The 21,137-nt window shown below is 69.0% G+C and carries 19 protein-coding genes; 10 read left to right on the forward strand and 9 right to left on the reverse strand.

Annotated features, from left to right (window positions below):
- Positions 1-8: 8 nt before the first annotated feature.
- From PV679_RS03830 to PV679_RS03860, 7 genes are all read right to left on the reverse strand, one after another.
- Positions 9-1,217, reverse strand: a complete 1,209-nt coding sequence (locus PV679_RS03830) for an acyltransferase family protein (protein WP_319678699.1) — start codon at positions 1,215-1,217, stop codon at positions 9-11.
- Positions 1,214-2,257 carry an alpha/beta hydrolase gene (locus PV679_RS03835; RefSeq protein WP_319678698.1) on the reverse strand — a complete coding sequence of 348 codons (1,044 nt, stop codon included), beginning with the start codon at positions 2,255-2,257 and terminating at the stop codon, positions 1,214-1,216. Before PV679_RS03835 ends, PV679_RS03830 begins: the two co-directional genes overlap by 4 nt.
- A gap of 148 nt (positions 2,258-2,405) precedes the next feature.
- The gene (locus tag PV679_RS03840) at positions 2,406-3,089 is read right to left on the reverse strand and encodes a response regulator transcription factor (RefSeq protein WP_319678697.1); all 684 of its coding nucleotides are present in this window, start codon (positions 3,087-3,089) and stop codon (positions 2,406-2,408) included.
- The gene (locus PV679_RS03845; RefSeq protein ID WP_319678696.1) at positions 3,086-4,432 is read right to left on the reverse strand and encodes a sensor histidine kinase; all 1,347 of its coding nucleotides are present in this window, start codon (positions 4,430-4,432) and stop codon (positions 3,086-3,088) included. The genes PV679_RS03840 and PV679_RS03845 overlap by 4 nt, the downstream gene beginning before the upstream one ends.
- A gap of 151 nt (positions 4,433-4,583) precedes the next feature.
- Positions 4,584-5,483: a DUF4429 domain-containing protein gene (locus PV679_RS03850; RefSeq protein ID WP_319678695.1), complete on the reverse strand. Its 900-nt coding sequence runs from the start codon at positions 5,481-5,483 to the stop codon at positions 4,584-4,586.
- A 64-nt stretch (positions 5,484-5,547) separates the two neighbouring features.
- A complete protein-coding gene (locus tag PV679_RS03855) occupies positions 5,548-6,774 on the reverse strand; it encodes an alpha/beta hydrolase (protein ID WP_319678694.1) in 1,227 nt (408 codons plus the stop codon).
- Positions 6,775-7,166: 392 nt separating this feature from the next.
- A complete protein-coding gene (locus tag PV679_RS03860) occupies positions 7,167-7,871 on the reverse strand; it encodes a TetR family transcriptional regulator (protein ID WP_416069643.1) in 705 nt (234 codons plus the stop codon).
- Between the two features lie 126 nt (positions 7,872-7,997).
- On the opposite strand from PV679_RS03860, the gene PV679_RS03865 reads away from it, so the two are divergent.
- The 3 genes from PV679_RS03865 to PV679_RS03875 all read left to right on the forward strand — a co-directional run bounded on the left by PV679_RS03865 (position 7,998) and on the right by PV679_RS03875 (position 10,631).
- Positions 7,998-9,605 carry a DHA2 family efflux MFS transporter permease subunit gene (locus tag PV679_RS03865; protein WP_319678693.1) on the forward strand — a complete coding sequence of 536 codons (1,608 nt, stop codon included), beginning with the start codon at positions 7,998-8,000 and terminating at the stop codon, positions 9,603-9,605.
- A gap of 287 nt (positions 9,606-9,892) precedes the next feature.
- On the forward strand, positions 9,893-10,270 hold the full coding sequence (locus PV679_RS03870; RefSeq protein ID WP_319678692.1) for a peptidase inhibitor family I36 protein: 378 nt from the start codon (positions 9,893-9,895) through the stop codon (positions 10,268-10,270).
- An 85-nt stretch (positions 10,271-10,355) separates the two neighbouring features.
- Positions 10,356-10,631 (forward strand): small hydrophobic protein, encoded by a 276-nt coding sequence (locus PV679_RS03875; protein WP_319678691.1) that lies wholly within the window; start codon positions 10,356-10,358, stop codon positions 10,629-10,631.
- Positions 10,632-10,813: 182 nt separating this feature from the next.
- On the opposite strand, the gene aceE is transcribed toward PV679_RS03875, so the two are convergent.
- Positions 10,814-13,546 (reverse strand): pyruvate dehydrogenase (acetyl-transferring), homodimeric type, encoded by a 2,733-nt coding sequence (gene aceE, locus PV679_RS03880; RefSeq protein WP_319678690.1) that lies wholly within the window; start codon positions 13,544-13,546, stop codon positions 10,814-10,816.
- A 528-nt stretch (positions 13,547-14,074) separates the two neighbouring features.
- Here aceE and PV679_RS03885 point away from each other — a divergent pair.
- The 6 genes from PV679_RS03885 to PV679_RS03910 all read left to right on the forward strand — a co-directional run bounded on the left by PV679_RS03885 (position 14,075) and on the right by PV679_RS03910 (position 18,789).
- Entirely contained in the window at positions 14,075-14,512 is a 438-nt protein-coding gene (locus PV679_RS03885; protein WP_319678689.1) for a DUF3052 domain-containing protein, read from the forward strand.
- A 138-nt stretch (positions 14,513-14,650) separates the two neighbouring features.
- On the forward strand, positions 14,651-15,118 hold the full coding sequence (locus PV679_RS03890) for a peroxiredoxin (RefSeq protein ID WP_319678688.1): 468 nt from the start codon (positions 14,651-14,653) through the stop codon (positions 15,116-15,118).
- Positions 15,119-15,328: 210 nt separating this feature from the next.
- Positions 15,329-15,904 (forward strand): TerD family protein, encoded by a 576-nt coding sequence (locus PV679_RS03895; protein WP_319678687.1) that lies wholly within the window; start codon positions 15,329-15,331, stop codon positions 15,902-15,904.
- A gap of 215 nt (positions 15,905-16,119) precedes the next feature.
- On the forward strand, positions 16,120-16,695 hold the full coding sequence (locus tag PV679_RS03900; protein ID WP_046502757.1) for a TerD family protein: 576 nt from the start codon (positions 16,120-16,122) through the stop codon (positions 16,693-16,695).
- A gap of 50 nt (positions 16,696-16,745) precedes the next feature.
- The gene (locus PV679_RS03905; RefSeq protein ID WP_319678686.1) at positions 16,746-17,885 is read left to right on the forward strand and encodes a DUF475 domain-containing protein; all 1,140 of its coding nucleotides are present in this window, start codon (positions 16,746-16,748) and stop codon (positions 17,883-17,885) included.
- 163 nt (positions 17,886-18,048) lie between these two features.
- Positions 18,049-18,789, forward strand: a complete 741-nt coding sequence (locus tag PV679_RS03910) for a Tellurium resistance (RefSeq protein WP_319678685.1) — start codon at positions 18,049-18,051, stop codon at positions 18,787-18,789.
- A gap of 65 nt (positions 18,790-18,854) precedes the next feature.
- Here the strand turns inward: PV679_RS03910 and PV679_RS03915 are convergent, their stop codons facing one another.
- Positions 18,855-19,694 carry a TerD family protein gene (locus tag PV679_RS03915; protein WP_416069642.1) on the reverse strand — a complete coding sequence of 280 codons (840 nt, stop codon included), beginning with the start codon at positions 19,692-19,694 and terminating at the stop codon, positions 18,855-18,857.
- A gap of 187 nt (positions 19,695-19,881) precedes the next feature.
- On the opposite strand from PV679_RS03915, the gene PV679_RS03920 reads away from it, so the two are divergent.
- Positions 19,882-21,045, forward strand: coding sequence for an HpcH/HpaI aldolase/citrate lyase family protein (locus PV679_RS03920; protein ID WP_319678683.1), 1,164 nt, complete (start codon positions 19,882-19,884; stop codon positions 21,043-21,045).
- Positions 21,046-21,137 lie beyond the last annotated feature (92 nt).

Genomic DNA, 21,137 nt, shown 5'->3' on the forward strand with positions numbered 1-21,137 from the left:
CGGCCCGCTCACGCCAGTCCCAGCGCGAACACCGCGAAGCCCGCCGCGAGCAGCGCCGCTGCCGCGCGGCGGGCTTTCGCCGTCCGTGTCCCGGACGCCCACGGGGCTTCGAAGCCGCGCGCGTACCGTCCGATGACGACCAGCAGCACGGCGAAGAGCGGCAGCCAGGCCGGCCGGGCGAGAATCCAGCCGGCCGAGTCGGGCGCGGTCGTCAGTCCGGGCACCGCACCGAGAAAGGATGCCGGCACGGCGGCGGTGAGCATCGCCGTCTGATGCCAGCACAGGATCGTCATCGCCGAGAGATTGATGACAACGACCGGTGCCCACAGGACGGGCCTCCTCAGCAGGCGTCCGATACGGTCCCGCAGCAGGATCGCCGCTCCGCTCTGCGCGGCGGCGAGCGCGAGCACCAGCAGCGACGGCGGATGCGAGTTGGTACGGGCCTCACCTGGGACGCCGACCATCGACGCCGGATAGTGGAAGACGGCCGGCAGCGCGGCGAAGAGGAGCGTGCCGCCGATGAGCAGCACACGCGCTCCGCGACCGCTGATCCGGTCCTCGGCCCAGCAGACTCCGAGCTGATACGCGAAGAGCCAGCCCGGAAGGATGTTCACCAGGGACAGCCAGGAGGGCATGGAGTCGGACCATGGCCCGTAGCGCAGGAAGTCAACGGCGGCGACGGTCATGACCAGCGGAGCGGTGGCCCAGGCACCCAGCCTGTGTGCGGCGCGCACACAGTAAGGAGTCAGTGCTGTCACCACCAGATAGACACCGACGAACCACAGAGGCTGGATCACCAGCGTCGACGCGGTGCGCAGCGTGGTGGCGGGCACGCCGAGCGCGTACAGCGGCGGGATCAGGCCCGCCCAGACGGCCGTCACGCCGAGGACGGGTCGGCCCAGCCGCGCCAGCCGCCGCCGCAGCCAGACGACGGTCGTCGACGGCCTCCGCCGGTACGAGAGCACCGAGGCATAGCCGCCGACCAGGAAGAAGACGCCCAGCGTCTGGAGCACCCAGCTCACCGGTGCGAAACCGCCGAAGACGGCGAGCGGACTGGCGTTGTGCAGGGCGCCGCCGCCGTCCAGGGTGAAGCCGCCGAGCAGCCAGTGTCCGGTCGGTACGGCGATCAGCGCGAGAGCGCGCAGGCCGTCGATCGCGCGGTCGCGGTGGGCCGGAGTCCGCGCCTCGATCCTTTCGACCGTCCCGCTGAGCGTCATCGGACCTCACCTCGGGCGACGGCCGCGAAGGCGCGGAGCGAGTCGGTGCCGGGAGCGAAGTAACCGGTGTGGCCCCGCGCGTCCTTGGCCGGAATCCGGCGGGCACCGAAGCCCGGACCGGCCGGGTCCTCGCCATGGCCCAGTCCCGCGAATTCGACGTTCGGGACCTTGGAGATCCAGTCGGTCGGATCCTTGGCGGCCCAGACCCGTGCGTCCGTACGCAGATCCGTCACATCCCGGGCCCGCATGCCGGGGGAGCCGAACACCACGATGTCCGAGGCGTTCACCTGATGCGCGGCCAGCCCGCAGACGACGGAACCATAGCTGTGGCAGAACAGCGCGGGTTTTCTCACACCGCTCGCCGCGAGTCCCTGGGTGAACCGGACGAGCCGCTCGGCTCCCGCCTCGGCGAGCTCACCGGTGGCCGCGTCCGGACCGGCTCCGACCGGGGTGGTGTAGCCCGCCCAGGCGATGACGGCGGTCCGGTCCTTGGTCGCGGCCCGCAGTGAAGCGGCCATGCCGGCGGGTGTGCCGTACGGATCTCTCGTACGGTCGAAGGAGCCCGCGTCGATGTCCGAGCCCGGTACGACGACCGACACCCGGCCGGTGGCCGTCAGATCTCCGTACACCTCGGCGACCTGGCCACGGCCGCGTGGATCGAAGGCGAGGATCTGACGGCCCGGCCGCGCGAGCCGCTCATAGCGGGGATCGCGCGCGGCCCGTACCGCGACGGCGTTGGCCCGGTACCGCAGCGCGACCGGTACGCCGTCGAGATTGCCGACGACCAGCGGATGACGCCGGATCAGGGCCTCGCGCTGAGGAGCTGTCAGAGAGCGGAAGAAGCGGGCCACCTGATCCGGCGAGGCCGTCGCCGGATCGGGCAGCGGCCGGCCGAGCGAACCGTCCGCGCGCCAGGCGGCGCTCCCGGGCGGCGGCCCGGTCACGGCCCGCTGCGCGGTGCCGGAGGCCCAGCCCGCCGTGCCCACGACCGCGATCGCCGCCAGTGCGGCGGCGACCAGGGTCCTCCTGTGGTGGCGCATGTCCGTCTCCTTCTGCTGCTCGTCCATGAGGTGGCGAGCAGGAAGGTAAGGAGACGGTGTACGCGCGCACGTCACACCGGGGAGCCAACTGGCGAGTGATACCTGGGTAGGGGCTGTCTCTTCGCGGCGCTCGGGAGCGGCGGACGGCTCAGGAGGACGCGTCGCCCGGCGTGACCAGACCCGACTCGTACGCGAAGATCACGGCCTGTGCGCGGTCGCGCAGGCCGAGCTTCGACAGGACACGGCCTATATGGGTCTTCACGGTCTGTTCGGCGACGATCAGCCGGCCCGCGATCTCCTGGTTGGACAGGCCACGCGCGATCAGTTCGAGCACCTCGGTCTCGCGTGGCGTGAGACCGCGCAGCCGCAGGGCGCGGTCCTTGCGAGGCGCCGGCCGGGTCCGGGCGAAGTCCGCGATCAGCCGGCGGGTCACGGACGGCGCGAGCAGCGCCTCGCCGGACGCGACGATCCGTACCGCCGCGATCAGATCGGCCGGTGGCGCGTCCTTGAGCAGAAAGCCCGACGCGCCGGCGCGCAGTGCCTCGTACACATAGTCGTCCACGTCGAAGGTGGTCAGCATCAGCACTTTTGGCCGGTGGATCACTCCCAACGGCGGATCCAGCAGTTCGCGGGCGGCCGCCAGTCCGTCCAGCTCCGGCATCCGTACGTCCATCAGCACCACATCCGGATGGACGGAACGGCTCACCTCCACACCACGGCGGCCGTCCGGCGCCTCACCCACCACATCGATGTCGGCCTGCGCCGAGAGCAGCGCGGCGAACCCGGCGCGCACCATGGCCTGGTCATCGACGATGATCACGCGGATGGTCACGAGGCGTCCTGCGGAGCCGGGGCGGTGCGGCCGGCCGGTGCGGCCGTCGTGTGCAGACCGGCCGGGACGGTCAGCGGGAGCCGTGCCGCGACCCGGAAGCCGCCGTCGGGCAGCGGCCCGGTGTCCAGCGTGCCGCCGGTCAACCGCACGCGCTCACGCATGCCGACCAGGCCGTGGCCGGTCCCGGTGGTCTCCAGCGGCGAAGTGCCTGGCGCGGCCGGGCCGTTGACGACCAGGACGGTCAGCCAGTCACCGTCGGCGGTCACCGAGACCCGGGTCCGCGCGCCGGACGCGTGCCGCACCACATTGGCGAGCGCCTCCTGCACGATGCGGTACGCGGAGAGGTCCACGGCGGACGGGACCGGGACCGGGCCGGCCGGGAGCGACACCTCGGCGGGCACTCCGGCCCGCACGGTCGCCTCCACCAACTGCGGCACCCGGCCGAGCCCGGGCTGAGGCGCCCGCTCGCTCTCCGTACCGTCGCTGCGGAGCACCGAGAGCAGCCGCCGCATCTCGGTCAGGGACTCCCGCGCGCTCGCGGCGATGGCCGAGAACTCCTCGCGCGCGGCGTCCGGCAGCCCTTCGATCCGATAGGGCGCGGAGTCGGCCTGCACGGTGATCACGGACATATGGTGCGCCACCACATCGTGCAGCTCACGGGCGATCCGCGCGCGCTCCTCCAACAGCGTGCGCCGGGAGCGCTCCGCCTCGCTGATGGTCTCCTGCACCACAAGTCTGCGCTGGGCGTCACCGCGTTCGCGCAGCGCGGCCGTGACGACGAGGACCACACCGCTGAGCACGAAGAGCAGCAGATCGACGCCGCCGCTGTCCTTCCGGGAGATCAGCTCGAAGAAGAAGCCCGCCGCGCCGGTCGCCAGCCATACGGCCAGCAGCGTGCGGCGCGGTTCGCGCAGCCCGAGACAGGCCATCAGCAGCAGGTAGCCGATGACGGCCATCGGGGTCCATGGCCAGGGACGGCCCGCCACGCCGTCCGCGCCCTGCAGCAGGACCGCGCCGATGACATCGGCGGCGAAGATGATCCACCACGCCCGGAGCGGGCGGGTCACCGCGAGCAGCAGAGGCACGCTCTGCGCGGTGGCGAGCGCTCCGGACCAGCCGCCGCCCAGCCGGTAGTCCTGGATGAGGACGGTGGTCGTGACCGGCAGCAGCGCGACGGCGAAGGCGAGGGCGATCGTATACGGGACGAGCCGCTGCCACAGCCGGGGCGCGTGGGCGAAAAGCGGCTCGGCGGAGTCCGCCGGCGTCCGCAGCCCACCGGTGAGCGCCCGAGCCGATCTCTTCAGGGCGGGAGGCGTGCGCGGCGACAGGGATGCGGTTCTCATGGCCGGTCCAGCGTAGGCAGCGCCGACCTCGCCGGGCGTCATACCAGAGGGCCGGTCCGGACGTCATACCGAGGTATGACACGCGGGTCCGGCGCCGGGCGGCGTGACCGAAGCCGCTCGCCGGGCCCGCCGGCGCCGATGACCCGCGCCGTCATAACTCCGCCAGCAGCTCCGCCTTCTTCGCGGTGAACTCCTCGTCCGTCACCAGGCCCGCCCGGTGCAGATCACCGAGATGGCGGATGCGGTCCGCGACATCGGCCGGGTCGCGGCGGCCGGACGCCACTGCGGACACCGGCACGGCCGCGCGGCTCGACCCCGCGCCCTGGATCGCCCGCAGGACGGCCGCCGCGAAGGGCAGCGACTCGTGCACCGGGCCATAGCCGAGGCCGAAGACGACAGCCGCCGGGTCATGGTCGGCCCCCGGCGGACGGGAGAGCTCCGGTCCGTGGCCGTCGCGCCGCAGCAGCCGCAGATATCCCTCGAAGCCGTCGGGCGAGCGCCACTCGACGCCGTGCAGCTCCCGCACCGGAAAGCTCTGGTCGCCCGCCTTCCACTTGGCGGACGAGGCGCCCGTCCAGAACCAGCGGAAGGACACCCGGTCTCCGTCGAAGGACGCCTTGCCGTCGTACGCCTTGAAGTGCAGCGAAGGTCCGGGCGAGGCCACCAGATACCGCTCGGCCGGCTCCTGCCGCTCCCGTGCGTCCGGCGCGCCGTCCCGGTCGAGCGCGGCCCGCAACTCGTCGGCGTAGTACTCCGCGAGGGTCTCGCGCTCGGCGGGCAGCACCAGCCGGTACGGATCGCAGCCCTGCTTGAGCTGACCGGCCGCGGCCTCCATCAGCGGGTCGGCGCCGGGTCTCGGCACGGCGTGCAGCACGACCGTCCCGCGCTTGCCGGCGGAGAGGCTCACCGACGACAACGCCTCGTGCGGCACACGGCGTTCGCCGAGCGCCTGAAAGAGCTTCGGCGTCCGTATCCCCCGTTCGAAGCGGACGAGCACGGAGTCGCTTTCGAACTCCCAGGTGGCATGAATCCCCGCAAGCACATCACCCATGTGCTTCATCGTAGGCGGCGTGCGTCCGCGCGTCGCCTGCCGCAACGCACGAATTCTACGCGCGTCAGATCTCTTCCGCCCCGGTCTCATCGGCACCCGGAATTCCACTCCGGCAGGTGACATCGCCATCCGCACAGCTCACCGCGGAGTACGAACCGACCCCGATCTCCGCGAAGTTGCCGAGGCTCTCCGTGCCCGGCTCGAAGTAGCCGCTGTGGCCGATCGCGCCCTCCGCCGAGAGCACCCGAGAGCCGAATCCCCGGGACACCGGGTCCGCGCCGTGCCCGAGGCCGCCCACCGCCAGATACGGGACATCCTGGATCCAGTCGTCCTGGTCCCGCATGGCCCACACGCGGGCAGCGGTGCGGAGCTGCCGCGCGTTGCCGACCCGCATGCCGGGGCTGCCCGCGACCGCCACGTCCGCGACCCTGGCAGGCAGCGCGCGGGCGGCCACTCCGCACACCACGGAGCCGTAGCTGTGGCAGAACAGTGAGATCCGCGAGTTCCCGGGCAGCGCCGCCGCGAGCGCGGAGAGCCGTACGGCGCCGTCCTCGGCGAGCTTGCCGATCGCCGCGTCCATGCCGAGCCCGGCGGGCGCGGTGTAGTCGGCCCAGGCGATGACGGCGGTACGGGTGTCCGGGTCGGCGGCCCGCTCGGCGTCGTACAGCGACTTGGCCATGCCCACCGGCGCCGTGTACCTGCGGTGTGTCTTCTCGAACGTCAGCACATTGGTGTCGACACCAGGGACCACGACCGAGACGCGCTCCGCGAGGTCGAGGTCTCCGAAGACCTCGGCCGCGCGGCCCTTTCCCGACGGGTCGAAGGCGAGGATCTGACGGCCGCCGCCGAGCATCGACGCATAGCGGTGCATCCGCCGGCCCGCCTGCCACCGGCCGTCGCTGGAGAGTCTGGTGTCGGTCATACGGTCGTGCTCCACCCGGCGCGCCTGGGAGAGGGCCAGCCGGTTGGCGAGGTATCGCAGGGTGACGGGAGCGCCGTTGAGATTGCCGACGACAAGCGGATACCTCGTGGCCAGCCGCACCTGCTCTCTGGTGGTGAGGGAGGCGAAGAACGACGACAGCAGCCTTGGCGGCGCGGTCGGGCGCGGTAGCGGACGGTCTCCTGACCGGCCCCGCTCCCAGGCGAGAAAGGCGGCTCGCAGGGGCTCGCCGGGGCCGCGTTGATGTCGTACGGCGGTCCATCCGGTGGTCGTCAGCAACACAAACACCACGGCGAGGGCGAGCAGCGTGCGCCATGCGTTGAGGGAGGGGGAAGAGCCGAAGGAAGTCACTGCGGACCACCCTAGGACGCGCACGGCGGCGCTTGTGGCAACGGTGAGGCAGATCACGCCTCATGGAGGAATGAACCGCCGGTAACCTCGCCGCGTATGCGAGCGACACGCACGCTTCGGCGTGTTACGGGCGTACCGGACAACAAACGTGACGGACCGTAGGCTTCCGGGCCGTCAGACCGGCTCCCGGTCCCGCGCACCGGCGGCGAGAGGTCGTACGCCGGTGGTGGACCGGCCGCGGTGCCGTGGTGTCGCGCCTTGTGGGACCGTGCGTCGGACGGCCGTGCGGCGGCCTTCTCCGGCGGTCCATGTCGTCGGTCTTCTCGGCGGTCCGCGTCGCGGGTCCTCTTCGACGGCCGCGCGTGTCGTCGGCCGCGCTCCCTGTGCCGTCCTCAGGCGGACCGGCTGCTCCGGTCGCACGCCGGCTTCCGCCAGTTCCCGGCGAGCGCCGGACCGAGATGGTCGAGATACGCCTCGGTCAGCTCACCGAGTGCCTCCACGCTCGGGTCCTGTCCCTGTCCCCAGAGCCGGCCGGTCACCCGCATCACGCCGGCGAACGCGGCGACGGCGACCCGCGGCCGGGGATCGGCGTCCACGTCGAGGCCCTCGCGCTCGGCGATCAGCCGGGCGATCCCGTCCTCCAGTTCGGCGGAGCGGCGCAGATGCGTGGCGAGGAGAGCCGGGGTGGACTCGATCATCAGATATGCACGCATATGGAGCTCCGCCGGTACGACCGCCTCGATCGCTTCTCCGATGGTGTTCCAGGCGGACGTGACGGCGTTGCGCATCGCCTCGAATGGCCCCTCCGAGGCGGGCCGGCGGCTCAGAGCCTCGAAAAACCTGTCCTCGACCATGTCCACCACAGCGAAGGCGACCTCCTCCTTGCTGGCGAAATAGCGGAAGAAGGTGCGCTGGGAGACCTCGACGGCGTCCGCGATCTCATCGACGGTCGTCTGCTCGTATCCGCGCGTGGTGAACAGCTCCAGCGCCACCCGCAGCAGGGCGTCACGCGTGCGCTGCTTCTTGCGGGCGCGCAGTCCGGCCGGCTGTTCAACCGCTGTTTCCCGCCCGGTGGTTATGTGCTGCCCGAGAGTCACCGCATGGTCCTCATTCCACCGCTTCATCGCACTTTGCCCAGATCGGTCTATCTGTGAGCTACATGACAGTTACCGACTTGTGAATTGGTTTGTCAACTGTCAGTGACTGACACTAGCGTGTCCGGTATGACTAGTCAGACCACCGTCGACAAGGCGCCACAGGTCCCGGAATCTCCGGCCGCCGCGCCGTCCAAGGGCCTGCGCGGCCATCCTTGGCTGACGCTCTTCTCCGTGGCCATCGGCGTGATGATGGTGGCGCTCGACGGCACCATTGTCGCGATCGCGAATCCGGCCATCAAGCAGGACCTCGGCGCGACCTTCGCCGACGTCCAGTGGATCACCAACGGCTACTTCCTCGCCCTCGCCGTGGCACTGATCACCGCGGGCAAGCTCGGTGACCGCTTCGGCCACCGGCAGACCTTCCTCATCGGCGTCATCGGCTTCGCCGCGGCCTCGGGGGCCATCGGCCTCTCCCACAGCATCTCGCTCGTGGTCACCTTCCGGGTGCTTCAGGGCCTCTTCGGAGCGCTGCTGATGCCGGCGGCGCTCGGCCTGCTGCGTGCCACCTTCCCGGCCGAGAAGCTCAATATGGCCATCGGTATCTGGGGCATGGTCATCGGCGCCTCGACGGCGGGCGGGCCGATCCTCGGCGGCGTGCTGGTCGAGCACGTCAGCTGGCAGTCGGTCTTCTTCATCAATGTGCCGGTCGGCGTGGTCGCCCTGGTGATCGGCGCGGTGATCCTCCGGGACCACCGGGCGGAGAACGCCCCGAAGTCCTTCGACATCCTCGGCATCCTGCTGCTCTCCGCCGCCATGTTCTGCCTTGTCTGGGCGATCATCAAGGCCCCGGCCTGGGGCTGGGGCGACGGCCTGACCTGGCTGTTCATCGCCGTCTCCGTCGCCTGCTTCGTGCTCTTCGCCTTCTGGGAGACGAAGGTCAAGGAGCCGCTCGTCCCGCTCGGGCTGTTCCGCTCCGTACCGCTGTCCGCCGGTGTGGTCCTGATGGTGCTGATGGCCATCGCCTTCCTGGGCGGCCTCTTCTTCGTCACCTTCTACCTCCAGAACGTGCACGGCATGAGCCCGATCGACGCCGGTCTGCATCTGCTGCCGCTGACCGGGATGATGATCGTCGGATCGCCGCTGGCGGGCGTGGTGATCACCAAGCTCGGCCCCCGGATCCCGCTGGCGGGCGGCATGGTCCTCACGGCCGCCGCCATGTTCGGTATGTCCACTCTGGAGACGGGCACCAGCAGCCTCACCATGTCGATCTGGTTCGCGCTGCTCGGGCTCGGCCTGGCGCCGGTCATGGTGGGCGCGACCGAGGTCATCGTGGGCAACGCTCCGATGGAGCTGTCCGGTGTGGCGGGCGGTCTGCAGCAGGCCGCCATGCAGATCGGCGGCAGCCTCGGTACGGCCGTACTCGGCGCGGTCATGGCCTCCAAGGTCACCAGCGATCTGCCGGGCAACTGGACCGAGGCGGGGCTCCCGCCGCTCACTCCCGCGCAGGAGGCCCAGGCCGCCGAGGCGGTCCAGGGCGGTGTGGCGCCGGTGGCGCCCGGTACTCCGGCCGAGGTCGCCGCGAAGATCACCAGCGTGGCGCACGACACCTTCATGTCCGGCATGGGGCTGGCCTGTCTGGTCGCCGCCGCTGTCGCGACCGTGGCGGTCTTTGTCGCGCTGCTGACGAAGCGTGGCGTCAACGCCGACGCGTCGGGCGGCGGGGTTCACATCTGAGGTCAGTCCACGGATGACCCGACGTCAATCACGTGCCTGAGACAGCCCCGCCGAAACCTTCCGGCGGGGCTGTCGCCTATCCGGGTGGAGGGTGCTCCGGTCTTCTTCCCGGGCCCGTACGCCGCGGGTCAGGGTGGGGTGCACAGTTTCGTACGACACGGGGGTTCATCCGTATGCGCAAGACCATGTACACGTCCGGGCCGAGGTCGAAGGCGCGGCCGGAGGCGGTGTTCCGGCCGCGGCCGGAGGCGGCGCTCAGGTCCGGGCGGAGGACCGGGCCGGCCTGTATGCCGAAGGCCGTCGCCGCCGGGGCGCTGGCCGTCGCCGCACTGCTGCCGGGATCCGTCGATGTCACCGCCGCCGCCGCTGCCGCACCGCCGCGCCTCGGAGAGTGCGCGGCCGGCGAGCTCTGCCTGTGGGAGAAAGGCGACTTCAAGGGAGCGCGGCAGACGCATGAACTGTCCGGTATCAGCATCGACAGCTGTACGCCGCTTCCTCGGGGCGCCACCGTCGAGTCCCTCGCCAACCGCACCGGACGGCCGGTGACGACCTATCAGTCCGAAGAGTGCGCGGAGACCGGGGAGTTCGAGACCTATCCGGGCGGCGGCACCTGGCTGCCGCGGTCGCCGTACCGCGTCAGGGCCTTCAAGGTCTGGGAGCACTGAGCCGCTCCGGGCCGCGGGCGTCTGGGAGCGCGGAGCGGGGGTACCCGACGGAGGAGAAAGCCCCCGACCGACCCGAGGAGGGACGATGACGGGCTTCGGAAACACCCGTACACGCAGGGGCCCCCGCTCACACGGCCGGATGAGGTCGCGGACCGGGCCGGACCGCGTGACGCTCGGGATCGTCGGACTGGTCTGCGCGGTCGCCGGATTGTTCGTGCTGGGAATCGTGCTCGGCCCGGTCGCGATCGTGTGTGGCCGGCTGGCCATGGGCCGCCGCTGGAGCGGTGCGCACATTCCGGCGGTGGTCGCGGTCGCGCTCGGTGCGATCGACACCCTGCTGGCGATCCTCTGGCTGGCCTGACACGTCCGGCCGGGCGGTTCGGGAGAGCCGGCGTCGTAACCGGCGGGAACGACCGGAGGGCGGTGGGACCCATGGGTCCCACCGCCCTCCGGCGCGCGTCCTACTGTCCGCGTGGCGTCGCGGACCGGCCGCGGTCAGGCGTCGCAGCGGTCAGACATCACCGCGGTCAGACATCACCGCGGTCAGGCGTCGCCACCGGCCGCGCCCGGGTCGGCCGCGGAGGCGTCCAGCAGCTCGTAGCGGTCCACCGCCTGCTTCAGCACGGAACGGTCGACCTTGCCCTCCCTCGCCAGCTCGGTGAGTACTCCGAGCACGATCGACTGCGCGTCGATGTGGAAGAAGCGACGGGCCGCGCCGCGCGTGTCGGCGAAGCCGAAACCGTCCGCGCCCAGTGACTGGTACGTGCCGGGAACCCAGCGCGAGATCTGGTCGGGTACCGAACGCATCCAGTCGGATACGGCCACGAACGGGCCCTCCGCGCCGGACAGCTTGCGCGTCACATACGGCACGCGCTGTTCCGCGTCCGGGTGCAGCAGATTGTGCCGCTCCACCTCGACGGCCTCGCGCCGCAGCTCGTTCCAGGACGTCGCGGACCAGACATCGGCCCGGACATTCCACTCCTCGGCGAGGATCCGCTGCGCCTCCACCGCCCACGGCACCGCCACTCCGGACGCCATGATCTGCGCGGGGATCGCGCCCCGCTCGCCCTGCTTGAAGCGGTGGATGCCCTTGAGGATCCCGTCGACATCCACATCGGCGGGCTCGGCCGGATGCTGGATCGGCTCGTTGTAGACGGTGAGGTAGTAGAAGACGTCCTCGCTGGCCGGGCCGTACATCCGGCGCAGACCGTCCTTGACGATATGCGCGATCTCGAAGCCGTACGCCGGGTCGTACGCGACACAGGCCGGATTGGTCGAGGCCAGCAGATGCGAGTGGCCGTCCGCGTGCTGGAGCCCTTCACCGGTCAGAGTCGTCCGTCCGGCGGTCGCACCCAGTACAAAGCCACGCGCGAGCTGATCGGACATCTGCCAGAACTGGTCACCTGTCCGCTGGAATCCGAACATCGAATAGAACACGTACACCGGGATCAGCGGCTCGCCGTGTGTGGCGTACGCCGAACCCGCCGCGATCAGCGAGGCGGTACAGCCCGCCTCGGAGATGCCGTCGTGCAGCATCTGGCCGGTCGGGGACTCCTTGTACGAGAGCAGCAGCTCGCGGTCCACGGCTTCGTACTGCTGGCCCAGCGGGTTGTAGATCTTGGCGCTCGGGAAGAACGAGTCCATGCCGAACGTGCGGTACTCGTCCGGGGCGATCAGCACGAAGCGCTTGCCGATCTCCTTGTCCCGCATCAGGTCCTTGAGCAGCCGGACGAAGGCCATGGTGGTGGCGATCGACTGCTGGCCCGAGCCCTTCTTTACCGCCGCGTAGGTCTTGTCCCCGGGAAGATTCAGCGGCTTCGCCCGCACGATCCTGGTCGGCACATATCCGCCCAGCGACTTGCGCCGGTCGTGCATGTACTGGATCTCTTCCGAGTCCCTGCCGGGGTGGTAGTAGGGCGGCAGACCGCCCTCCAGCTCCTGGTCGGTGATCGGGATGTGCAGCCGGTCGCGGAAGCCCTTGAGGTCGGCGACCGTCAGCTTCTTCATCTGATGGGTCGCGTTGCGGCCCTCGAAGTTCGGTCCGAGCGTCCAGCCCTTGACGGTCTGCGCCAGGATCACGGTCGGCTGGCCCTTGTGGGCCTTGGCCGCCGCGTACGCCGCGTAGACCTTCTTGTGGTCGTGGCCACCGCGGCCGAGGTGCAGGATCTGTTCGTCGGACATGTTCTCGACCATGGCGCGCAGCCGCTGGTCGTCACCGAAGAAGTGGTCACGGATGTACGAGCCGGTCTCGGTGGCGTACGTCTGGAACTGCCCGTCGGGCGTCGTGTTCAGCCGGTTGACGAGCACGCCGTCGCGGTCCTGCGCGAGCAGCGGGTCCCAGGAGCGGTCCCAGACCAGCTTGATGACATTCCAGCCGGCGCCGCGGAACTGCGACTCCAGCTCCTGGATGATCTTGCCGTTGCCGCGCACCGGGCCGTCGAGCCGCTGGAGGTTGCAGTTGACGACAAAGGTCAGATTGTCGAGGCCCTCCCGTGCGGCGATGGAAAGCTGGCCCAGCGACTCGGGCTCGTCCATCTCACCGTCGCCGAGATACGCCCAGACGTGCGAGGAGGAGGTGTCGGCGATACCGCGCGCCTCCATGTAGCGGTTCATCCGGGCCTGGTAGATCGCGCCGAGGGGACCGAGCCCCATCGAGACGGTGGGAAACTCCCAGAAGTCCGGCATCAGCCGCGGATGCGGATAGCTGGACAGGCCGTACGGAGCCTTCGACTTCTCCTGGCGGAACGCGTCGAGCTGTGTCTCGCTCAGCCGGTCGAGCAGGAAGGCGCGGGCGTAGATGCCGGGAGAGGCATGGCCCTGGAAGAAGATCTGGTCGCCGCCGTCGCCGCCGTCCTTGCCCCGGAAGAAGTGGTTGAAGCCCACGTCGTACAGGGAGGCGGAGGAGGCGAAGGTGGCGATGTGGCCGCCGACGCCGATACCGGGGCGCTGCGCACGCGACACCATCACGGCCGCGTTCCAGCGGGTGGCGTTGAGGATCTTGCGCTCGATCTCCTCGTTGCCGGGGAAGAAGGGCTCATCCTTGGTGGCGATGGTGTTGACGTAGTCCGTGCTGCGCATCTCGGGCACAGCCACACGCTTCTCACGCGCGCGCTCGATCAGTCGGAGCATCAGATAACGGGCGCGCTCACGGCCTCGCTCGTCGACAGCGGCGTCGAGCGAGTCGAGCCACTCCTGGGTCTCTTCGGGATCAAAGTCCGGGACCTGGCTGGGAAGGCCGCCAATGATGATCGGGTTGCGATCGGATCCGGAAGCCACGCTTTTCCTTCGCTGTTTGGTCGTGTCGTGCCCTGCACGCGATCGATGCAGTGCACGCCGTCGGGATACTGCTTCTACGCGGGCCAGGGGCCCCCGGGTGTCCCCGCGGAGTTGCCCTGGGCATGGGCACGTACGCCGCCTCCATCGTGTACCGCTGCGACGGAAACGTCATCTCTACTGAGGGGTAACCCGCGCTCTCCGCCAAATCCGGCTTCCGGTCCGGCTCGCGCGTCGGTCAAATCGCAACCTTACGCCCAACCCGTCTATGCGTTTCGTTCGGCCGTTCGGACCCGATTGGCGTACCGAAGCGGCATAACATTACAAAGAGGGAGGAAACGTATGGCGTATATCGCGGAAGGCGGTGCCGAAGTGGCAGGAGTTGCGGTGGAGTGGCCCGGATCGTCACCGTTTCGGCGGTCTCGGCGGCCGGGTACTTGCGCGATCCGCCCCGCCCGTGTGGACTACGGCCAATGCCCCGCGCACGCGCGTGGCTGAAGCATTTTCCGAAACAAGATCAGGAGGCAATCCGTGAGCGCGACCGCGGACCACGCGGAGGAACGGACCAGCCCGGCCGCAAGGCTGGGGTTCGAACCCGGACAGGTGGTCCAGGAGATCGGCTACGACGACGACGTCGAGCAGGAGCTCCGCGAGTCCATCGAGGCTGTCATTGGCCAGGAGCTCGTCGACGAGGATTACGAGGACGTGGCTGACGCCGTCCTGCTGTGGTTCCGTGACGAGGACGGCGACCTTACGGACGCGCTGGTGGACGCCATCGGTCTGATCGAGGAGGGCGGAGCGGTCTGGCTGCTCACGCCCAAGACCGGCCGTGATGGCTACGTCGAACCGAGCGACATCAACGAGGCCGCCCAGACCGCGGGCCTGTCCCAGACAAAGAGCATCAACGCCGGCAAGGACTGGACCGGCAGTCGGCTCGTCACGCCCAAGGCGGCGAAGTCCAAGCGCTGACTCCGAGCGCCGCATCGAGCGCGCAAGCCGCAGCAGCCATCAGCAAGCAGCCTTGACGGCCCCCGCCGACCTCTGTCGGCGGGGGCCTTGTGCGTACGCTGGAAGGCATCTGCCGGGCCAGTGAAGGGACGTGTACCCATGGCGATCGAGGTCGGCACCATCGCCCCGGACTTCGAGCTGAAGGACAACCACGGCCGGACCGTGCGGCTGTCCGACTTCCGCGGGCCGGATGGTCCCAAGAACGTGGTGCTGCTCTTCTATCCGTTCGCCTTCACCGGTGTGTGCACGGGTGAGCTGTGCGCCCTGCGGGACGAGCTGCCCGCGTTCGTCAACGACGACACGCAGCTCCTCGCCGTCTCCAACGACTCCATCCACACTCTGCGTGTGTTCGCCGAGCAGGAGGGCCTGGAGTATCCGTTGCTGTCGGACTTCTGGCCGCACGGCGAGATCTCGCGCGCGTACGGCGTCTTCGACGAGGAGAAGGGATGCGCCGTGCGGGGCACCTTCATCATCGACAAGGAGGGCGTCGTGCGCTGGACGGTGGTGCACGGCCTGCCGGACGCCAGGGACCTCAACGAATACATCAAGGCGCTGGCGGCGCTCTGACCCGGGGCTGAGTCCATCGGGCGAAGCGCTCTCCACGGCCCGGGGTGTCAGTCGGAAATCGCACAGTGACCGGGAACCGGTCACTAGGATCCACTCGTTGATCCGATGCCAACGCACCAGGGGGCGCGCGGCCCGCGCCGCCGGCCACTGATCTCGCCAGGTCAGCCGCCGGCCACGGTTGCCGGCCCCGAGAAACCATAAGGAGGACTCGTGGGAGTCAGCCTCAGCAAGGGCGGAAACGTCTCGCTGACCAAGGCCGCGCCCAATCTGACCGCGGTCACCGTGGGTCTGGGCTGGGACGTCCGTACGACCACCGGCAGCGACTTCGACCTCGACGCCAGCGCCCTGCTGACGAACTCCGAGGGCAAGGTCGCCATCGACGGGAACTTCATCTTCTTCAACAATCTGAAGAGCCCGGACGGATCCGTCGAGCACACCGGTGACAACCTCACCGGTGCGGGCGAGGGCGACGACGAGGCGATCAAGGTCAATCTGGCCGCGGTCCCCGCCGACGTCGAGAAGATCGTGTTCCCTGTCTCGATCTACGAGGCGGAGAGCCGTCAGCAGTCCTTCGGCCAGGTACGCAACGCCTTCATCCGCGTGGTCAACCAGGCCGACAACAACGAACTGGCGCGGTACGACCTGAGTGAGGACGCCTCGACGGAGACCGCGATGGTCTTCGGCGAGCTCTACCGCAACGGCGCGGAGTGGAAGTTCCGCGCCATCGGCCAGGGGTACGCCTCGGGTCTGCGCGGTATCGCACAGGACTTCGGCGTCAACGTCTGAGCCGATCCGTCCCGTCGCGTCCGGCGCCGCACAGTCCTGTGCGGCGCCGGACGCGCTCAGGGGGAGCGCGGATCCCGGGCCGCCCGCGCGCGTCGCCGCGTCGTACGCGCATCGGTGCGCGACGAACGGCATGAAGAAGGCTTGAACGGGCATGACGTCAGGCGCGCCATGCCCGGCAGCACGGCACCACACCACCTCGGGGAGGACTCACCATCATGGGCGTCACACTCGCCAAGGGAGGCAATGTCTCCCTCTCCAAGGCCGCACCGAACCTCACCCAGGTGCTGGTCGGGCTCGGCTGGGACGCGCGCTCCACCACCGGAGCGCCCTTCGACCTCGATGCCAGCGCACTCCTCTGCCAGTCGGGCCGGGTGCTCGGCGACGAGTGGTTCATCTTCTACAACAATCTGACCAGCCCGGACGGATCCGTCGAACATACGGGTGACAATCTGACGGGTGAGGGCGAGGGCGACGACGAGTCGCTTCTCGTCGATCTCTCCAAGGTGCCGGCCCACTGCGACAAGATCGTCTTTCCGGTCTCGATCCACGAGGCCGACAATCGCGGCCAGACTTTCGGACAGGTCAGTAACGCGTTCATTCGCGTGGCCAACCAGGCCGACGGACAGGAACTCGCGCGCTACGACCTCAGTGAGGATGCCTCCACGGAAACGGCGATGATCTTCGGCGAGCTGTACCGCTATGGCGGCGAGTGGAAGTTCAGGGCCGTGGGACAGGGGTACGCGTCCGGACTTCGGGGCATCGCTCTAGACTTCGGGGTCAACGTTTCGTAAAGCAGTGCTCTGCGCGGGGGAAACCCGTTAATCACCAGATGGGGTAACCAGTGATCCTGAAAACCTTCGGCTGGTCGATCGCCATCACGGCGGTCGGCCTCGCCTTCGCGGCCTGGCAGTGGGGGTGGGAGGCGTTCGGGATCGTACTGATCCTGTCGATCCTTGAGATCTCGCTGTCGTTCGACAACGCGGTCGTCAATGCCGGGGTCCTGAAGAAGATGAATGCCTTCTGGCAGAAGATCTTCCTCACCGTCGGCATCCTCATCGCGGTGTTCGGCATGCGGCTGGTGTTCCCCGTCGTCATTGTCGCCATCAGCGCCAAGGTCGGGCCGATCGAAGCCGTCCAGATCGCGGTGGACAACCCCGACCGGTACGAATCCCTGGTCACCGACGCCCACCCGGCGATCGCTGCCTTCGGTGGCATGTTCCTGCTGATGATCTTCCTGGACTTCATCTTCGAGGACCGGGACATCAAGTGGCTGGGCTGGCTGGAGCGCCCGCTGGCCAAGCTCGGCAAGGTCGACATGCTGTCGGTCTGCATCGCGCTGATCGTTCTTCTGGTCACGGCACTCACCTTCGCCACCCACGCCCACACCAGCACGGGCTACCAGGACAAGTCGGCCACCGTGCTGCTCGCCGGGGTCGGCGGCCTGATCACGTACCTCGTCGTCGGCGGACTTTCGAGCTTCTTCGAGAACCGGCTGGAGGAGCGGGAGGAGCACGAGCACGAGGAAGAGGAGAAGGCCAGGGCCGAGGGCAAGCAGGTCTCGGCGGTCGGCCTGGCGGGCAAGGCCGCGTTCTTCCTCTTCCTCTACCTTGAGGTCCTGGACGCGTCCTTCTCCTTCGACGGCGTGATCGGCGCCTTCGCCATCACGAACCAGATCTTCTGGATGGCGCTGGGCCTCGGCATCGGTGCCATGTATGTCCGTTCGCTCACGGTCTATCTGGTCCGCCAGGGCACTCTGGACGACTACGTCTACCTGGAGCACGGCGCGCACTACGCGATCGGTGCGCTCGCCGTCATCCTGCTGATCACCATCGAGCACTCGATCAACGAGATCATCACCGGTCTGATCGGAGTCGTCCTGATCGCCGCCTCCTTCTGGTCCTCGGTGCGCCGCAACAAGGCGCTGGAGGCGGAGGAGGCCGGCAAGGATCCCAACGACGACAAATCGGCGCTGCGCGTCTGAGCCGTGCTCCGGTGAGCCCTCTGGTGAGCCGGTCCTCCGGGGTGTGACCTGGAGGGGATTCTGGGAACGCTCTGAACGGGGCGGCCGGGAGGCGGAAGCCTCCCGGCCGCCCCGTTGTTACGAGCGATGGTGGCGAGTTGACGACGACAGGGGTGGGGTGGGCATGGCCTTCTGGGACAATCTGTGGCAGGGGCAAAGGGCTACGCAGTTCGATTCGGGCAATGCGGCTTCCAACTCCATCGAGCTGACCAAGCGGCATCCGTCGGTCTCGCTCTCCAAGCAGGGCGCGGCGACCGGCAATCTTCGGGTGAACCTCTCCTGGCGGATGCGTTCGTCCGACATCGAAGGACGGTCGAGGCGGAGCGGCGGCCTCCTGCGGCATCCGTTCAAACTCTTCAAGCCCGAAGTGGTGCAGGCCCATACGCAGGGCGTGGTCAATGTCGACCTGGACATCGGCTGCATGTACGAGCTGACCGACGGCAGCAAGGGTGTGGTCCAGCCGCTGGGCAGCCTCTTCGGGGATCTCAACGGCCCGCCGTACGTCAAGCTCAGTGGCGACGACCGGTTCGGCGCTCCGTCCGGCGAGACGATCTTCGTCAATCTCGACCACCAGGAGGAGATCAAGCGGCTGCTGGTCTTCGTCTACATCTACGACCAGACGCCCGCCTTCGACCGTACGCACGCCAAGGTGACGCTCTACCCGAGCAACGGGCCGCGTATCGAGATCGAACTCGACGAGCACGCGCCTCAGGCCCGGTCGTGCGCGGTGTTCTCGCTGGAGAGCGTCAAGGGCGAGCTGATCGTGCGCCGTGAGGTGAAGTTCGTCTACGGCTTCCAGGCGGAGCTGGACCGGCTGTACGGCTGGGGCATGCAGTGGGGGCGCGGCTACAAGACGAAGACCTGAGGGCGGCCTTGTACGGGGGAGGCCCTGGCGGCAGGAGCGACCGCGACCGCCGGGGCGGCGAGTGTCTACTGACCGGCGAACTGCGGCCCCATCGGCGGCAGCCGGAAGTGGGGATCGGGCGCGGGAGCCGCCGCGGCGGCCGGCTGCGGATATCCGTACGCGGGCCGCGGCGACGACACGGGCTGCGGATAGCCATAGGCGGGCGGGGCCGACGGCAGGGCGGGCTGGGGGTATCCGTACGCCGACGGTGCGAGTGGCTCGGTGGCGGGCTGGGCCGGCAGCGGCGGCCGCTGAACGGGTGGCTCGACAGCCACCGTGTCGTTGGTGGAAGAGACGGACGACGGGTCGTCGACGGCCTCCTCCGTCTCGTCCACCGAGATGCCGAACGCCGTGGCCAGGCCGACCAGACCGCTCGGATAGCCCTGTCCCACCGCACGGAACTTCCAGCCCTCACCGCGCCGGTAGAGCTCACCGCAGATGATCGCGGTCTCCTCGCCGGTCTCCGGGCGGACATCGAAGAAGGCCAGCGGTTCGCCGTCGGCCGAACCCGCGTCGTAGAGCAGTATCCGCAGATCGCTGACATGCTGAAAGCTCGCACCGTCCGACGAGGCGGCGAGCACCACCTGGTCGACCGAGGGGTCGAGCGCGGCGAGGTCGGCCTCGACCGCATCGGTCAGTCCCTCACCGACCTGCTTCTTGGGCAGCCGCCGCACCAGCCCCGAAGGGTGCCGCGGCTGGTTGTAGAAGACGAAGTCCTCATCCGAACGCACCCGGCCCTCGGGCCCGAGCAGCAGAGCGGAGGCGTCCACATCGGGCACGCCGGTGCCCGGGGACCAGCGCAGCACGGCTCGTACGGCCATGGCATCGAGGGGGACGTTCGAGCCCTTCAGCATCGCGTGCGTCATGCCGGTCATCCTGCCTTCCCATCGCCACGCGGACAACGTGGGGGCCTCTTCACCACGTCGCGGACACGGAACTGAAGCGGATGGGTTACCAGAATTTCATGCGGCCGGGGAACTTGCGACACGCGTCCATACGTACTATTACCGGCCACATGACCAACGGGCCATAACGGCAGTACGGGGGATCCACATGCGTCATTTCGGGCATATCCCGCCCACTGCTCGCGAGGGCCTGTTCCATCAGGAGCCGTGCGAGTTCACCGCCGACTCACCGGCCAGGGTGCTGTCGGCGGCTCTCGGCGCCACGCTCTACAGCCCGGCCACCCGGCCCGGGCTCGCCGATGATGTGCTGAAGCAGGCGGGGCGTGGAGTCGTGTCCATGGTGCTCTGCCTGGAGGATTCCATCGACGACTCCGAGGTCCCCGCGGCCGAGGCCAATCTGGTCCGGCAGTTCGAGGATCTCGACGAGCGGGGCGCGGAGGTCCCGCTGCTGTTCATCCGTGTCCGTGAGCCGGAGCAGATCCCGGACCTGGCGAGGCGGCTGGGACCGGCGATCCGACTGCTGTCCGGATTTGTACTGCCCAAGTTCACCGAGGAGCGCGGGACGTCCTTCCTGGAAGCGCTCGCGGAGGCGGAGAGCGCGAGCGGCCGCAGGCTGTACGCGATGCCGGTGCTCGAATCTCCGGAGCTGCTGCACCTTGAGACCAGGACCGAGACGCTCACGGGAATTGCCAACGTCGTGGACAAATACCGCGACCGGGTGCTCGCCCTGCGACTCGGAGTCACCGACTTCTGCTCGGCGTACGGCCTGCGCCGCTCGCCCGACATGACCGCGTACGACGTACAGATCGTGGCCGGCGTCATCGCGGACGTGGTGAACGTGCTGGGACGCGCCGACGGCTCTGGCTTTACGATCACCGGCCCGGTCTGGGAGTACTTCCGGCTGCAGGAGCGCATGTTCAAACCGCAACTCCGACGCAGTCCGTTCCTCGAAGGCCGGGCCGAAGAGCTGCGCACCGCACTGATCGAACACGACCTCGACGGGCTGCTCCGCGAGATCGAACTCGACCGGGCCAATGGCCTTCAGGGCAAGACCTGCATTCATCCCTCCCATGTCCCTCCCGTGCACGCGCTGTCGGTCGTCAGCCACGAGGAGTTCAGCGACGCCCAGGACATCCTGCGGCCCGAGCGCGGCGGTGGCGGGGTGCTGCGCTCGGCGTACACGAACAAAATGAACGAAGTGAAACCCCATCGAGCCTGGGCCGTACGCACCATCCAGCGGGCCGAGGTCTTCGGTGTCGCACGGGAGGACATCGGCTTCGTGGAGCTGCTCACCGCCGGCCTCGGCCGGTGACCGGGCCGGAGTCGTCCGCCCGGGCCGACCGGCCCGGGAAGGCAGACCGGCCAGTGAGGGACCGGTCCCTGGAGGCAGGCCGGCTCGTTGAG

The sequence above is a fragment of the Streptomyces sp. AK02-01A genome (assembly GCF_033795305.1).
Taxonomy (GTDB): domain Bacteria; phylum Actinomycetota; class Actinomycetes; order Streptomycetales; family Streptomycetaceae; genus Streptomyces.